Here is a 15,050-nt window from a genome sequence, read left to right on the forward strand (position 1 = left end):
ATTGGGGAGCCGTCACCGGACCTGCGCTCGAATCCCGGTTCCTGATCAGGGACGGGGTCGGGTGAGGGTGAAGGTGTCGACCGGGGTGGGTTCGCTGCGGGGACCCACCAGGGCGTAGTAGGTGGCGGTGATGGTCGTATGTCCGCCGGGACTGCCGGGGTCGACGTCGAAGCAGCAGAAGCCGTAGGGATTGGTCATATCCCGGAAGGCGGACCAGGGCGCGGGCTCGGGGACCGTGGTGGGCAGGCGTTTCCCCAGCAGCGGGCCGACCTCGCCGAGACCGGTGATGACATTGCAGTGCGGGTCGGGCGAGAGCATGCCGGTGCTGGGGGCCGAGGTGCCGCCACCGCCGATCACCAGGTGCACGGTGCCCTTCGAGGTGTCGTACGGGCCGTGGCCGGTGTCGGTGGGGACCGGGGTGAGTGCGCCCGGCCCGCTGGTGCCGCGCACGGGATAGGTGCGTTCGTAGTGGTGTTCGTGCCCGCAGAGCACCAGGTCGACCTGGTATCGATCGAAGAGGGGCAGCCAGCTCTCGCGGATGCCGAGATCGGCGCCGTTGAAGTCGGAGATGGCGGTTGAGAAGGCGGTCTGGTGCATCACCACGATGACCCAGTCGATCTCGCGATCGGCGCGGGCGCTGCGCAATTGCTCCTCGAGCCAGCGTTGCTGGGCGCCCGAGGAATAGCCGCGCACATAGGTGTCGCCGCCGTCCTGATAGCAGACGTCGTCATTGGCCAGGGCGATGATGCGTGCGCCGGCGACGGTGAAGGCGTACCAGAGGCCGGTGAACTGCTCCTCGGCGCCGGAATCGGGGACGGTGAAATAGGTTCGGAAGGCGTCGTATCCGATCGGGCCGTTGCCGAGCTCGTTCTCGTGATTGCCGGGCGCGGGCATCCACGGCCGATTCCGTGCGGAGCGGCCATTGCTGGTGAACCAGTCGTTCCAGGTCCGCACCCGGTCCTGCGCCAGGGCGGCGTAGCAGAGATCGCCGTTGACGAGGTTGAACAGGGGTTCCATCCGCTCCACCGCATCGGTGATGTCACCGGCCACCTGGGTGCCGAGATTGTCGCTCTGTGCGACGAGCAGTCCCTTCAGTAGTGGATTGGGCGGGGCGGCAACGGTTTTGCCGACAGTTGGCGTGCCCTGGTCGCCGAAACTGGTGAACCGGAACTTCGCACGGCCCGCCGGGGCGGTGCGCAGGGTACCCAGCTCCGGTGTCGCGCCGTCGTGTGCGGCGGCATAGATATAGGTGGTGTCGGGTGTGAGCCCGGTCAGCCGGGCGTGGTGTACCTGAACCTCGATGCCGGACTTGGCATCCCGGTAGGTGCGGGTCCGCGCTGCCACACTGGTGCCGAGCCCGCCCTCCGGCGTGCCGTACCGCACCCGCGGTGCGGTGACCGACACCGTCGTATGCCACGACACCACCGCCTCCCGCGCCGCGTCCGCACCATACTGCAGATGCACCCCGCAGACCGCGGGAGCCTCCGAATCCGTTGGCTTCCGCCATAATTCGGCCGCTCCGCTCCCGCCCTCGGAGCGCAACGCCACCGTGCCCGTGGCTCGGCGCCGGTGCGGTCATCGCGGCACTGTCGGAGCACGGAGCCGGGCCCTTGTCGCCGGAGTCGATGCCCGCACGGGCTGGTTACTCGGGCATCCCCGACGTGCCCGCGTTGATCGGTGACTGCGCCTCCGGGCGGGAGCTGGCCGCCATCGGATTCGGCGACGATGTGGCGATCGCGGTCGAGATCGACAGCAGCGCAGTGGTTCCCATGCGGATCGGCGACAGCTTCGCCGACGCCGCGGCCTGACCCTTACCCGTCGTGGTGAGATTCCGTGCGGCCGAAGAGAATGCCACGCCGACGGATCAGAGTTGGTAGCTGTCGATATCGAGGTCGGCCGGGGTCTCGCCGCCGGCGCGGGTGAAGGCCGTCAAGGCGCGGATCAGTCCGGAGCGGTCGGCTTTGGGCATCTGCTCCACGACGGCGGCGAGCTCGCGGCGGCGGTGCGCGGTCACCGCGTCGACGACTTCGCGTCCGTGCCCGGTCAATTCGATGATGAGCTCGCGGCGGGAGTCCGGATTCGGTTTGCGGTCCACCAGTCCCGCGCCGACGAGCCGGTCCACCATGCGGGCCGCGGTCGAGGGCTGCACATCCAGTGCGGTGGCCAGCGTGACGACCTTCGACGGCCCCCGGGTCGAGAGGATCATCAGGGTGCGGAACTGCGGGATGGTGATGGAGTCGTCGACCAGTGCCAGCGAGCGCGCCGAGAGCGCAACGAGCAATCGCGACGCGCCCAGCAGGGCATCGGTGATCTCGTCCACCGACTCCGCGGCCACCGCGTCCTTTGCCGCCACCACTACCTCCGCACGTTCTGCCGCTGCCTGATTGCTCTTATCCTGCCGGTTGCTCCGTGCGCGTGTGCAGCGGCATGGGCTTCGTGATGGAATCGAACTCACGCACATAGCAACTGTTGCATACTGCTTGTGTCGGGTAGGGTCTCCGAATCGTGGGAAATCGTGTTGCACTCCGTCTGCGAACCGACGGGTGCCGGTGGGGAATGGTCACGGTGATCGGCGTGGTCGCGGGGTATGCGTCGGTGCTGCTGGCCAATCCCCGCCACTTCTATACCGATGACACCGAATCGCAGTACGCCCCGATGTGGGTGATGCTGGGACGGCATCTGCACGACGGGCGCTTCCCGGCGCTGGTGCCGTGGGAATGGATGTCGGGCAACTACTCCATGGAGGAGGCGGGCCTCTACAACCCGCCGCAGCTGTTGGTCGACTGGTTCGCGCCCACGGTGGACAATCTTGCGCTCTACGTGACTATCGTGAAGCTGATCTTCTCGATCATCGCGGCGCTCGGCGTGTTCCGGGTGTGCCTCGCCTACGGGGCGCGCGGATCGTGGGCTGCGCTGGCGGCCATCGCCTTTCCGCTGTCGGGCTGGTTCCTGTTCTTCGACGAAGCCAGCTGGGCGACCTCGCTGACCGGTACCGCGTGGATGCTGCACGCGTGGGCCTCCGCCATCCGGTACACCCGCACGCCGGCGGACGAGCGGCGCTGGACCACCGGGCCGATACCGGTTTTCGTGTACCTCTACCTCGCCATCTCGGTCCAATATGTCTTTCCCGCAGTCGAATCCGCGCTGATGATCGGCGCGGTGGCGGTCGGCGAGGTGGTGCGGCAGCGCACCTGGCGGCCCGCGCTGCGGCTGCTGGCGGTGGCGGCCTGCGCGGGGGCGGTGGGGCTCGAGACGTATCTGCCGGGGATGCTGTCCTCACCGGTAACCTGGCGTGGCAACGAACGCATTCTGTCCGAGGACTTCCTGACCGTGCCGTGGTCGGAGTCGCTGAATGCCAGCCTGCCCAGTACGGTTCCGGCGTTCACCGGCTGGTGGGGATACGTGCAGCCGATCCCGATGGTCTACATCGCCTGGTTCCTGATTCCGTTGCTGGCCTTCATCGATTGGGGTGCGGTGCGGCGGTCGGCGCGCGAGTACACCGGACCGGTGTTGTTCGCGGTCATCTTCCTGATGTGGACCGCCGGACCCGGGCGGATCGGCCCGCTGCGCTGGCCCGCGCGGGTCCTGCCCATGCTGGCGGTCGGCTCGCTGGTGCTGGTGTGCCTGTGGCTGAGCCGCCACGGACGTTTCGGGGTCCGGCGCCGTGGCGTGGCGGCGGCGGTGCTGCTCGGACTGCTGTTCATCCGATCGTTCTGTGCCGCACGGCATCTGGTGGTCCGGCATCTGATCGCGGTGGCGACGGTGGCCGCCCTGACCGCCGCGTTCGTGTGGCTGATCCGCACCCGCGGGCCGGCGGCGGCCGGTGCGCTGGCGATCGTGGCGATGTTCCCCATCGCCTACAGTCAGGTGCGCCTGCAAGCGCCCACACCCATGTCGTATCACTTTCCGGAGCGGCGATCGCAGATGACCGCGGCCTTCCCGCATTTCGACGGCGTCACCCTCCAACTCGCCGACCGCGCCCTGGTGCCGCCGGACGAGCAGAGCACCGCCGCGGCCTGGAGTTCCCTGGCATTCGGCAACTACGCCAAGAACCTGCGCCTGAACTATGTGAACGCCTACACGCCGATCGGGTACCGGGAGTTCAGCAGGCTGCTGTGCATGGGCTGGGACGGGAGCACCTGCCCGGCCGCGTTCGGCGCGGCCTTCGCCGTCGAACCCGCCACGGGGCGACCGTATGTCGACCTGATGAAGGTGGATCGCGTTGTGCTGCAACGCGCCCAGTACCCCGATGCGGGCGAGCAGCCCGCGCCGCCGGGCTGGAAGTGGGTGGACTATCCGGGCCACGAGCGCTACATCTGGGTGCTCGAACGCGAGAACGGCCCGATCTCCACCACACCAGGCCCCTCCGATGCGCGCGATGTCACCGCCACCCAGATCGGGCGCGACAGTGTCAGCAGCCACCTGCGCGTCACCTCGCCCGACGGTGGCCGCCTGGTCTTCGCGCGCCTGGCGTGGCCCGGCTACCGCGTCACCCTCGACGGCCACGACATCGGTTTCCACACGGTCGCGAATACCTTTGTGGCCGTGGATATCCCGCCGGGCACCCGGGATGCCGACCTGGTGGTCGCCTGGCGTCCACCGGGCTGGAAGATCGGCATCGCCACCGCACTGGCCGGATTCCTGGGACTGGCCCTGCTGGATTGGCTGTACCGCCGTGAGCGCCGAGACGACGACCTCGAAACTGGGCTGCCCGCAGACGATTTCGACCCGCTCACCGAGCCGCTGACACCGGTCCTGGTCTGATCGGCACGTGGCCCGCGTGGCGGGTGCGCGGGTGTGACCGGTTTCGCCTCGACGTCCGGTGCATGGCCGTGATCACACTTGCCCGTTGTGCCCGAATGTTCGCTGTGCGCGAAGCCGTTCGACGAGCGGTGCCGGGCCGGGGTTTGATGGTTGCGTACCGGTAGCGGTTGCCTATCACCGCGAGCTGGTGGCGTTTCGCGGTCCAGCGGCGACCAGAGGACAGGGATAGGCTGAACAACGTGCAGAGGGAGCGATCGTGAACGAGACATCCGGCGCCGCCCTGCCTTCCACCGCTGCTGATGCGGACCGGATGATCCCGGAGGAGGCCTCGGAACGGCTGACGGCGGAATTCGGGTCGGTGGTGGACGCCACCACCGTCACACGCATCCTCGACAACTCTTTCGCGCACCTCGACGCCATCGGCATCGACCGCGCCCGACTGGCCGGGGTCGCCGAGCGGTTCGCGCGAGAACGGTTGACGGCCTTGGCCCGCGTCGAGGGACGCGCCATCCGCACCGGTCCGGCCGTGGTGTTCGTGTGCACGCACAATGCGGGACGTTCGCAGATGGCGCTCGGATTCTTCAACCGGCTGGCCGGCGACCGGGCGTCGGCGTGGTCGTGTGGCTCGGCGCCGAACACTGCGGTCAATCCGCTCGTCGTCGCCGCCATGGCCGAGCGCGGGGTCGACATCGCCGACGAATTCCCGAAGCCGTGGGCCGATGAGCTGATGCGGGCCGCCGACGTGGTCGTCGACATGGGCTGCGGTGATACCGATCCGATCATCGCCGGGCACCGCTTCGAGCAATGGCCCCTGCCCGATCCGGCCGGCGGGGGCATCGAGGAGATCCGCGGCATTCGCGACGCGATCGAACTCCGGGTTCGCCGCCTGGTCGCCAACCTCGGTCTGGCTGCCTGACCTGCGGGTACTGCTGCCGGCCGGGTACCGCCTGGCGGGGACCGCGCGCACCACCCCGATGCGGCTGTCGGAACTGGCGAAGGAGACGTGGACGCGGGCTGCCCGCAGTGCCGGGGACACCTCGTCGACGCCTGCGCGGACGCGGGATTCCATCCGGACATCGCCTATGCCACCGAGAATCCGGGCGCGGTCGCCGGGCCATTAGCGGGGCTTTCACCCCCTATTACAGATGCTTGGGAAATATCGCCCCAGGTCACACTGGGAAACCCTGATCGCGGCTAGCGTCGAAGGTGCCCTGCTCCGCTTCGCGAGCCTGAACCGGAAGGACACCGAGATGGCTGTGACCCAGGACGACACGGTCGACGAGACCGACATCGACCGCTCCGACCCGGAGCACCGGAGCTGGCTGCGCGAGGCCGTACGCAAGGTGCAGGCCGACGGCAACCGCTCCGCCGACACCCACCTGCTCACCATCCCGCTACCGCCGGAATGGGGCATCGACCTCTACCTCAAGGACGAATCCACCCATCCCACCGGCAGTCTCAAGCATCGGCTGGCGCGGTCGCTGTTCCTGTACGCGCTGTGCAACGGCTGGCTGCGGCCGGGCCGCCCGGTGGTGGAGGCGTCCAGTGGATCCACCGCGGTGTCGGAGGCGTACTTCGCCAAGCTGATCGGCGTGCCGTTCATCGCCGTCATGGCGCGCTCCACCGTGCGGTCCAAGATCGACCTCATCGAATTCCACGGCGGCGCCTGCCATCTCGTCGACGACCCCAGCGAGGTGTACGAGGTCGCGGCCCGGCTCGCCCGGGAACGGGGCGGCCACTACATGGACCAGTTCACCTACGCCGAGCGCGCCACCGACTGGCGGGGCAACAACAATATCGCCGAATCGATCTTCCGCCAGCTCGAACAGGAGCGTTACCCCGAGCCGAGCTGGATCGTCGCCACCGCGGGTACCGGCGGCACCTCCGCCACCCTGGCCCGCTACGTCCACTACACCCAGCGCGACACCGGCATCTGCGTCGCCGACCCCGAAAACTCGGCGTTCCTGGAAGGCTGGCGCACCCTCGACCGAAACACCACCTCCGCCAAGGGATCCCGCATCGAGGGCATCGGCCGCCAGCGCATCGAACCCAGCTTCCTCCCGCACGCCATCGACCGCATGATCCGCGTCCCCGACGCCGCCTCGGTCGCCACCGTCCACCTCCTGCAGCGCCTGCTCGGCCGCCGCTGCGGCGCCTCCACCGGCACCGGGGTCTGGGCCGCCTTCGCCGTCATCTCCGGCATGCTCGCCCGGGGCGACCGGGGCAGCGTCGTCACTCTCCTCTGCGACCCGGGCGAACGCTATCTCGACAAGTACTACAGCGAGGCCTGGCTCGCGGGACAGGGCATCGATCCGACGCCGTATTCTGTTCGGCTGGAACAGTTTCTGCTCACGGGTGAGCTCTCCCGTTGATGCATCGGTTCGTTGCCGCCGGTTCCCCTACCAATACTGATGGCGCTTTCCGTCGGTATCGGCGATGAAGACGACCGCGGCCGCGCCGGACAGGTCGGCGGGGGTGAGCGGGATGTGGCCGGGCACAATCGGTGTGCTCGTGGCGGTGGACGGGGAGAGTGCGGCGCGCAGGGCGGGCGCCGGGAAGAGGGTGCGGTGGGGTGTGGCTGCCGCCAGTGAGTGCTGAAGGGTGTTCGGGCCGGGGTCGGGGCTGGCGTCGGTTGCCACGAACAGGTAGCGGTCCGCCAGCCTCATGTGGACGAGTGCACCGGCATTCCCCCAGCTCTTGGCGTCATCCTGGGCGGGGCTCAGGTGGGCATTGTGGGCGAAGACCAGGGACGGGCCCCGGTGTTGCTCCTGAGCGACAATGGCGAGGAGATTGTCGGCCATCATTTCGGCGCGGACACTGAGGACGGTGTCGATGCGGTCGGGAGTGTCGGTGGCCATGGCGGCGTGGTAGCGGAGCAGGCCCTGGGCGGTGCGGGCGTAGGACACGGCTCGGTCGTAGGCGGCGGGGTCGGCGGGGCGCAGGCCGGGGGAGGCGCGGTGCAGTGCGCCGGCGAGATCGTCGGCGAGGAGGCGGAGGGCATGGGCTCGGGGGGAGTTGCCGATGGATGCCGCCGGGTCGTACATGGCGGCGGGATTGGTCCAGTCGGCGTCCTCACCGGCCAATTCGTCGAGTTTGCTTGCTGATTCTGGACGCAGGGCGGCGGGCAGGCAGTCGGCGGCCCGGGCGAGAGCATGGCGTGGGCCGGGGGCGCCGGCGTATTCCACCGGGGCATCGAAGCCGTGGAAATGCACCCGATCCTCGGGCGCGCGGGCGGTGTTGTGCGCGCGGAGCCATTCGACGAGGTCGCGATTGCCCGGCACCGCGCCGAAACCGTGGCTGAACCCGGTGGCGAGCACGGTGTCGATCTCGGTGGACGCGCCGCACACGTAGTCGTCGACAATGGACGCGGCGAAGTAGTCGGACTCCAAAACGATTGACCGGTAACCCCGTTCGACGAGGTGACCGAGAACGTCGTTGCGCAGCAGCGGGAATGCGGCGATGCCATGTGTCGGCTCGCCGAGCGCGAACAGGGCGGGCGGTTCGGTGTGGGTGGCGAGCAACTCGTCGAGGGCGCGGCCCAGGTTTTCCGGATCGTCGATCGGGCGGCCGATTGACCGCAATGCGGTGGCAGTGGACATGGAGACCCCTTCCAGAAGGAACTGCCTTCGACACTATCGTTGAAGGTTCGTATGAAACTTGCCCGAGCGTGACCAGGTATCAGGTGTTAGAACCCTCAAACGGAGGTGCGATCTGCGACCCATCGATCTCGCGCGGGAGCACGGATTGTCCGCACAGGCCATCCGGAATTACGACGAGGCAGGCGTCCTCCCGCCCACCGAACGCAGCGACACGGGCTACCGGCTCTATACACCCCTGCACGCCCAGGCCCTGCGCGCCTTCCTGGCGCTACGCCGTGGCCACGGCCATCAGCCGGCCACCGACATCATGCGCGCAATCAACCGGGGCGACACCGAAGCCGCCTACCGGCTCATCGACGCCACCCACCTCGCCCTGCACACCGAACGCGCCACCCGAGCCGACGTCGCGAGGGCCCTCCACAGCCTGTCCACCCCGATCCCGCCGGATACCCCGCGCAGGCCGCTGACCGTGGGAGAACTCGCCCGCCGCCTCGACCTGCACCCGGCGACCCTGCGCACCTGGGAAACCGAAGGCATCCTGCATCCCGACCGCGATCGCGCCACCGGCTACCGCCACTACGGCCCGGACTGCGTGCGCGACGCCGAAATCGCCCGCCAACTGCGCCGCGGCAACTACCGGCTGTCCCAGATCACCCAATTCCTCGACGCACTCCGAACCGCAGGCGGCACAGCAGCTCTGACCGTCTTCCTCGACGCCTGGCAAGAACGCCTGACCACCCGCAGCCGCGACCTCCTCACCGGCGCAGCCCAACTCGACGCCTACCTCACTCTGCTCGATCAGGGCGGCCCCGAGGCGATTCGGGATCGGTGATGGCCATGTTCCCGACGAGGGCATCCGCTCGTCCGCGGTGGGTCAGGGCAGGGGCGCGGTCCAGTGGACCCGGGTGCCGCCGGATTCGCCCGCCTCGATACCGAAACTGCCACCGCGTCGGCGGGCGCGGACCTCGAGATTCGCCAGACCGCTGCGCCGGGCGGAACCCTGGTCCAGGCCCGCGCCATTGTCGGTGATCTCGACGCTCACACCGTCGGCGACACTCAGCGCGATCGTGATGGCGTCGGCGCCCGCGTGGCGGACCACATTGCTGAGCGCCTCACGCAGGACCGCTTCGACATCGTCGGCCAGCGACAGGGGGACCACCGACAGCGGACCGGAGACGTGAACAGTGGTGCGCAGCTTGGTTTCCGCCGTCATCTCCGAGACCAGATCGTGCAGGCCCTGATGCAGCGGCACCTGGCCGATGCCGGGTCCGTGCAGGTCGAAGATGGACTGGCGGATGTCCTGGACGATGGACTGCAGATCGTCGAGGCTCTGATACAGGCGGTCCCGGATCTCCGGCGAGCGAATGCGCTGCGCGGTGCCCTGCACGGCCAGCCCGGTGGCGAACAGACGCTGGATGACCCGGTCGTGCAGATTGCGGGCGATCCGGTCGCGCTCGGAGAGGACATCGAGTTCGCGCATGCGGAACTGATTGTCCGCCAAGCGTAATGCCAGCGCCGCCTGACCCGCGAAGACCGTCATCATGGCGATGGCGGAGGCGTCGAAATCCGGTTCGCCGGGCGCGCGCAGCACGCCCAGCACACCGAGCATGGAGCGGCGGGCCCGCAGGGGGAGCAGCAGCACCGGGCCGAACTCCGTCCGCAACTCCGGAAACGGGTTGAGCGCCAACCCTTCCGTGGCCACGCATTCGGCGGTGCGGAATACGGTGCCGGTGTGCGACCCCTCGATCGGGATGCGGCGCGACAGCAGCGCGGACGCGGGCACTCCCGCACCCGCGGACACGATCAGCTCGGTCACCGCGTCAGCGGAGAGCTCCAGATCCTCGGGCAGCGCCACGAACGTGCACACCGAATCCGTCAGTGTCAGAGCGCGATCGGCGATCAGCTCGATCACCTCGGCCGGGTCGCCGCCGCCCAGCAGCTCGGTGGCCACGTCGCGGATCGACTCCAGCCACAGCTGTCGCAGTTGCGACTGCGCGTAGAGCCGGGAGTCCGCCACCGCGATACCGGCCGCGGCGGCCAGCGCTCGCACCACCACCTCGTCGTCCTCGGTGAACTCCTGGCCGTTCACCTTCTCGGTGAGATAGAGGCTGCCGAACACCTCGTTGCGCACCTTCACCGGCACGCCCAGGAAACTGTGCATGGGCGGGTGATGCTCCGGAAACCCGATCGAGGCCGGATGGTGGGAAAGATCCTTCAGCCGTAGCGGTTTCGGCTCCTCGATGAGCAGGCCCAGCACCCCGCACCCGCGCGGCAGATCGCCGATGAGCACCCGGGTGCGATCGTCGATCCCCTCGTAGACGAACTCCGAGAGATTGTCGCCGCTGCTGCGCGTCTCCCGCACGCCCAGCGCCCCGTAGCGCGCGTCGACCAGTTCGATGGCGGTGTGCACGATGGTGCGCAGCGTCTCGTCCAGATCCAGGCCGGAGGTGATGACGAGCATGGCGTCGATGAGCCGATCCATGCGGTCGTGCACATCCACCACCTGCGCGATGCGCTCCTGCACCTCGGCGAGAAGTTCACGTAGCCGCCACTCGGACAGGGCCTCCACCATCGGAGTTCTATCGCCTGGATAAGGCATCGGACCGCCCGACATGCGGGGGATTCTTCCACTCCGGCGATTTCGCACGCGACCAAAGCGCAAACATCCCAAGCGGTTCGGGGAGCGAGCGCCTCGGGTTTGCCGGAGCGTCAGGGATGGAGGGGTTGCCGGCGCGGGACGACGCGGCGATGCCTGATGCGCCAGCCGGAATCGGTGCGGACGACGATGTCCTCGTAGGTGACGCTGGCCGTGGTGCCGTCGGTCGCGACCGCGAGGCCCTTCGACAGGGCCTGCACGGTATCGGATGTGGTGGGCGACACCACGATATTGGTGACGTGATGGCCCAGCGGGTTGCCGTCGCCCAGTCGGAGCGCCATCTCGCGCAGGGCGTCCCGGCCGGTGACCACGCCCGCGCCGTAGGCGGTCAGGTCGTAGGCGATGTCCCCGGTGAAGACCTCCCCGAAGCGGTCGAAGGCGCCGACATCGCTGAGATGTCCGTGCAGGGCGAGCAATTCGTGAATGGCCAGCCGGTCGGCCGTGGAGATCGACATAGCACGCAGTGATACGCGGCCGCGGGCGCGATCGCCAGTCGGTTTTCGGATCAGGGCAGGGACAGTGACGCGGCGGTGAAACGCCAAAGGCGTTCGGCGGCAAGGTCGACGGGCGGACGGGGGTGCACGCGCAGCTGCTGGGCGATGCCGTGGCGCAGGCCGCCGATGACGTACGCGCCGGCGCTATCAGGGTCGAGATCGGCGGGGATCTCGCCGGTGGCCTGCCCGCGGCGGATATTCGTGGCGGCCGCGTCGCCGAGATTGCGGATGTAAACAGCCTCGATCTCGGTGAGGCCCGGATCGGGCGCCGCGCGGTTGAGCAGCAGCGCCGCGAGCGGGTGCTCGAAGTGGAAGGCCACGAAACAGCGGGTGCGGGCGCGCTCGCGGGTGGCCCAGTCGCCGTCGGCCGGGAGCCGGTCGTCGGCGATGGCCCGGCTCAGGCCCTCGTAGAAGTCGTCCCAGATGGCCGCCAGCAGACCGACTTTGGAGCCGAAGTGGTGGTAGAGCGCGCCGGTGCTCAGGCCCGTACGGCGGGTCAGCGCGCTCAGCTCCAGGGTGCCGTTGGCGTGGACCAGTTCGTCGCGGGCGGCGTCGAGTAGTTGTTGACGTCCGATCGGTGCTCGTGCCACAGTCGAACAATAACAGAACTCAGTTATGCAAAGGATGGCGGGATGAGCGCGAAGGTGACATCGCTACGCGATCTGGACGGCGATCTGGCCGGAACCTACCGGCGCACCCAGAGCAGCGGCGCGAGCGTGGATCCGGCGGTGGCCGAGGCCGATCTGGCCGCCGTCGAGCGGGACGGCTATGTGATCCTGCACGACATGCTGACTCCGGCCGAGCTCGACCGGATCCGGGAAAGTGTTGTGCCACTGCTGGATCGGATCGGCCGGAACAATTTCGAGGGGCACTCGACACAGCGCATCTACAGCGTGCTGAACAAGACTCGCGCCTGCGACCGCATCGCCGACCACCCGCGGGTGCTGGCCCTGCTGGACCGGCTGTTCCTGCCGAACTACCTGCTGTCCATGCTGCAGGTGATCAACATCCTGCCCGGCGAGCAGGCGCAGATGCTGCACACCGACGACGGCTTCTACCCGCTGCCGCGGCCGCGAAAGGGGTTGGGGGCGGCCACCATCTGGGCCATCGACGACTTCACCGCCGAGAACGGCGCGACCGACATCATTCCGGGCAGCCACCTGTGGGGCGACCGCCTGCCCGGGGAATCCGACCGTCGGGAACCGGTGGTAATGCCGGCGGGTAGCTGCGTATTCTTCGTCGGCACCCTGTGGCACGGCGGCGGCGCGAATCGCTCCCCGAATCCCCGCCTCGCGCTCACCGCCCAATACTGCGAACCGTGGCTGCGCCCCCAGGAAGCGTTCACGCTCTCCATGACCCGCGATACGGTCCGCGCGGTGTCCGAGGATATTCGCCGAATGCTCGGCTACAGCATCCACCCGCCGTTCATCGGACAGGTCGACGGCATGCACCCCAAGCGGCTCCTGGAACCCGGGGCACCCGCCCTGTAGTGCTCAGCCGGCCAGTTCCCGGGCCAGCTGCACGGCCGCTTTCATATCCGGCGCGTACCCCACCCGCCACTGCAGCCGATCGATCGGCGTCACCGAGACCCGATAGCGATTCTCGACCCGTTCGATTTTGACGATGACCCGCTCACTCAATGGGGCGTCGGTCTTCATGACTTGCTCTCCTGACCCCTGTCAAAGCGTCCGGGACGACAGATGAGAATTCACGAGGTAAGAGCGGGTAGCTGCTTGCTATCCAATAACTGTAGAAAGAACCGCGCCCGCTAGATACGGGCAAATGTCACATTCTGGACGCACTCTCCCGGGCGCCGCCGCGCCGCGGGCGCACCGGTGAGGTGGCCGCGGCGGCGGTCGGTGAGGGTGTCAGTTGCCGCGACGACGGCGAGGGGCGCTGTCGGTGCGCTGGGATGCGGTCCGGCCGGAGGTGCCGCGGGTACGCGGTTCGGCGGGGGCACCCTGCCGCGCGTTGGCCGTGCCGCGGCGCTCGGTCCGGCCGCGGGTGCCCTGGTTCTCGTCGCGGGTGACGCCGGTGCGCGGGTTGTGGCCGTTCGAGGTGCTCGTGGCCGAGGCGCGAGGCTTTCCGCCGGCGCGGCCTCCCGCGCGGCGGGCGGGCCGGCCGTCGGTGGCGGTGTCGGGCTTCCGGGCCGCGGGGCGGTCGGGGGTGCGCGCATCGTCGGTGTTCTGGGAGCCCTGCCTGCGGCGGTTCCGAGGTGCGGTCTGCTTCGCGTCGGTCGCGGCCGGGCGGGTCCGCTTCTTGGGCTGGCGGGCTCCCCGTGCGGGGGAGGCGGCCGACGTATCCACGCGGTGCGGTGCGGCGGCCGCAGGGAGGGCGACCAGCGGGGCCACCTCGCCGATCAGCTGCGTGACCGCCGGGGAGTCGGCGGTGACCGACTGCGGGGTGGCGGTGATCTTGGCCTTGCGCATGAGGGCGGCGAGGTCGGTGCGCTGGTCGGGCAGGACCAGGGTGATGACGTCGCCGTGGTTGCCGGCGCGGGCGGTGCGGCCGGAGCGGTGCAGATAGGCCTTGTGCTCGGCGGGCGGATCCACGTGGACCACGAGTTCGACGCCGTCGACGTGGACGCCGCGGGCCGCGACGTCGGTGGCGACCAGGACCTTGGCGGTGCCGGCGGCGAAGGCGGCGAGGTTGCGATCGCGGGCCGGCTGGGTGAGATTGCCGTGCAGGTCGACGGCCGGGATGCCGGCGGTGGTGAGCTGGCGGGCCAGCTTGCGGGCCTGATGTTTGGTGCGGGTGAACAGGATTCGGCGTTCGGACCCGGAGGCCAGGCGGTGCACGACCGCGCGCTTGGCCTCCGTGGTCGGCACCTCGAACACATGGTGGGTCATGGCGGCGACCGGCGAATTCGCTTCATCCACAGCGTGTTTCACGGCATCGGGGAGGAACCGCTGGACCAGCTTGTTGACCCCGTTGTCCAGGGTGGCCGAGAACAGCAGGCGCTGACCGTCTTCGGGCGTCGCGGCCAGGATGCGGGTGACGCCGGGCAGGAAGCCCAGATCGGCCATGTGGTCGGCCTCGTCGATGATGGTGATCTCGACCGAGTCCAGGCTGATCAGGTCCTGCCGCATCAGATCCTCGAGGCGGCCGGGACAGGCGATGACGATGTCCACGCCCCGCTTCAGTGCCTGCACCTGGCGATGCTGCGAGACGCCGCCGAAGACGGTGGTCACCGACATGCGGTAGGCGGCCGCGAGCGGCTCCAGGGTGGCCGCGATCTGGGTCGCCAGTTCCCGGGTCGGCGCGAGCACCAGCCCGGCCGGGTGATTCGGCGCACACCGCTGCGCGCGCTCGCCGAGGCGATCCACCATCGGAATGGAGAACGCCAGGGTCTTTCCGCTGCCGGTCCTTCCGCGCCCGAGCACATCGCGCCCGGCCAGCGAATCGGGCAGGGTGTCGGCCTGGATGGGGAAGGGCTCGGTGATGCCGGCGTTGGTGAGCGCACGGACCAGGGGGTCGCGGACGCCGAGCGCGGCAAAGGAGGCAGGGGCAGAAGTCATCGGTGTTGCAGTGCCTTTC

Annotated in this window: 14 protein-coding genes; 6 read left to right on the forward strand and 8 right to left on the reverse strand. The window is 68.9% G+C overall.

What is annotated here, in order from left to right; genetic code table 11:
• Positions 1-45: 45 nt before the first annotated feature.
• Positions 46-1,548, reverse strand: a complete 1,503-nt coding sequence (locus ACFXN1_RS24745; protein WP_379439193.1) for a fibronectin type III domain-containing protein — start codon at positions 1,546-1,548, stop codon at positions 46-48.
• Positions 1,549-1,625: 77 nt separating this feature from the next.
• Here ACFXN1_RS24745 and ACFXN1_RS24750 point away from each other — a divergent pair, with 77 nt between their 5' ends.
• Positions 1,626-1,808 carry a hypothetical protein gene (locus ACFXN1_RS24750; protein ID WP_379439195.1) on the forward strand — a complete coding sequence of 61 codons (183 nt, stop codon included), beginning with the start codon at positions 1,626-1,628 and terminating at the stop codon, positions 1,806-1,808.
• Positions 1,809-1,864: 56 nt separating this feature from the next.
• Here ACFXN1_RS24750 and ACFXN1_RS24755 read toward each other — a convergent pair whose 3' ends face one another.
• Positions 1,865-2,353, reverse strand: a complete 489-nt coding sequence (locus ACFXN1_RS24755) for a MarR family winged helix-turn-helix transcriptional regulator (RefSeq protein WP_379439196.1) — start codon at positions 2,351-2,353, stop codon at positions 1,865-1,867.
• A gap of 203 nt (positions 2,354-2,556) precedes the next feature.
• Here ACFXN1_RS24755 and ACFXN1_RS24760 point away from each other — a divergent pair, with 203 nt between their 5' ends.
• The 3 genes from ACFXN1_RS24760 (at position 2,557) to ACFXN1_RS24770 (ending at position 7,136) form a co-directional block, all read left to right on the forward strand.
• Entirely contained in the window at positions 2,557-4,764 is a 2,208-nt protein-coding gene (locus ACFXN1_RS24760; protein ID WP_379463681.1) for a hypothetical protein, read from the forward strand.
• A 256-nt stretch (positions 4,765-5,020) separates the two neighbouring features.
• A complete protein-coding gene (locus ACFXN1_RS24765; protein ID WP_379395869.1) occupies positions 5,021-5,680 on the forward strand; it encodes an arsenate reductase ArsC in 660 nt (219 codons plus the stop codon).
• Positions 5,681-6,014: 334 nt separating this feature from the next.
• On the forward strand, positions 6,015-7,136 hold the full coding sequence (locus tag ACFXN1_RS24770; RefSeq protein WP_379439199.1) for a PLP-dependent cysteine synthase family protein: 1,122 nt from the start codon (positions 6,015-6,017) through the stop codon (positions 7,134-7,136).
• Between the two features lie 27 nt (positions 7,137-7,163).
• Here ACFXN1_RS24770 and ACFXN1_RS24775 read toward each other — a convergent pair whose 3' ends face one another.
• Positions 7,164-8,363, reverse strand: a complete 1,200-nt coding sequence (locus tag ACFXN1_RS24775) for an erythromycin esterase family protein (RefSeq protein WP_379439201.1) — start codon at positions 8,361-8,363, stop codon at positions 7,164-7,166.
• A 112-nt stretch (positions 8,364-8,475) separates the two neighbouring features.
• Here ACFXN1_RS24775 and ACFXN1_RS24780 point away from each other — a divergent pair, with 112 nt between their 5' ends.
• Positions 8,476-9,195 carry a MerR family transcriptional regulator gene (locus tag ACFXN1_RS24780; RefSeq protein WP_379439265.1) on the forward strand — a complete coding sequence of 240 codons (720 nt, stop codon included), beginning with the start codon at positions 8,476-8,478 and terminating at the stop codon, positions 9,193-9,195.
• A gap of 42 nt (positions 9,196-9,237) precedes the next feature.
• Here the strand turns inward: ACFXN1_RS24780 and ACFXN1_RS24785 are convergent, their stop codons facing one another.
• The 3 genes from ACFXN1_RS24785 to ACFXN1_RS24795 form a co-directional block, all read right to left on the reverse strand.
• A complete protein-coding gene (locus ACFXN1_RS24785) occupies positions 9,238-10,935 on the reverse strand; it encodes a GAF domain-containing sensor histidine kinase (RefSeq protein ID WP_379439202.1) in 1,698 nt (565 codons plus the stop codon).
• Positions 10,936-11,072: 137 nt separating this feature from the next.
• The gene (locus ACFXN1_RS24790) at positions 11,073-11,474 is read right to left on the reverse strand and encodes a nuclear transport factor 2 family protein (protein ID WP_379439204.1); all 402 of its coding nucleotides are present in this window, start codon (positions 11,472-11,474) and stop codon (positions 11,073-11,075) included.
• A gap of 50 nt (positions 11,475-11,524) precedes the next feature.
• A complete protein-coding gene (locus ACFXN1_RS24795; protein WP_379439206.1) occupies positions 11,525-12,103 on the reverse strand; it encodes a TetR/AcrR family transcriptional regulator in 579 nt (192 codons plus the stop codon).
• Positions 12,104-12,145: 42 nt separating this feature from the next.
• Here ACFXN1_RS24795 and ACFXN1_RS24800 point away from each other — a divergent pair, with 42 nt between their 5' ends.
• Positions 12,146-13,003 carry a phytanoyl-CoA dioxygenase family protein gene (locus ACFXN1_RS24800; RefSeq protein WP_379439207.1) on the forward strand — a complete coding sequence of 286 codons (858 nt, stop codon included), beginning with the start codon at positions 12,146-12,148 and terminating at the stop codon, positions 13,001-13,003.
• A gap of 3 nt (positions 13,004-13,006) precedes the next feature.
• On the opposite strand, the gene ACFXN1_RS24805 is transcribed toward ACFXN1_RS24800, so the two are convergent.
• The gene (locus tag ACFXN1_RS24805; RefSeq protein ID WP_379395857.1) at positions 13,007-13,171 is read right to left on the reverse strand and encodes a hypothetical protein; all 165 of its coding nucleotides are present in this window, start codon (positions 13,169-13,171) and stop codon (positions 13,007-13,009) included.
• A gap of 210 nt (positions 13,172-13,381) precedes the next feature.
• Positions 13,382-15,031 carry a DEAD/DEAH box helicase gene (locus ACFXN1_RS24810; protein ID WP_379439209.1) on the reverse strand — a complete coding sequence of 550 codons (1,650 nt, stop codon included), beginning with the start codon at positions 15,029-15,031 and terminating at the stop codon, positions 13,382-13,384.
• Positions 15,032-15,050: the final 19 nt, after the last annotated feature.

The sequence above is a fragment of the Nocardia sp. NPDC059154 genome (genome assembly GCF_042755705.1).
GTDB lineage: Bacteria > Actinomycetota > Actinomycetes > Mycobacteriales > Mycobacteriaceae > Nocardia.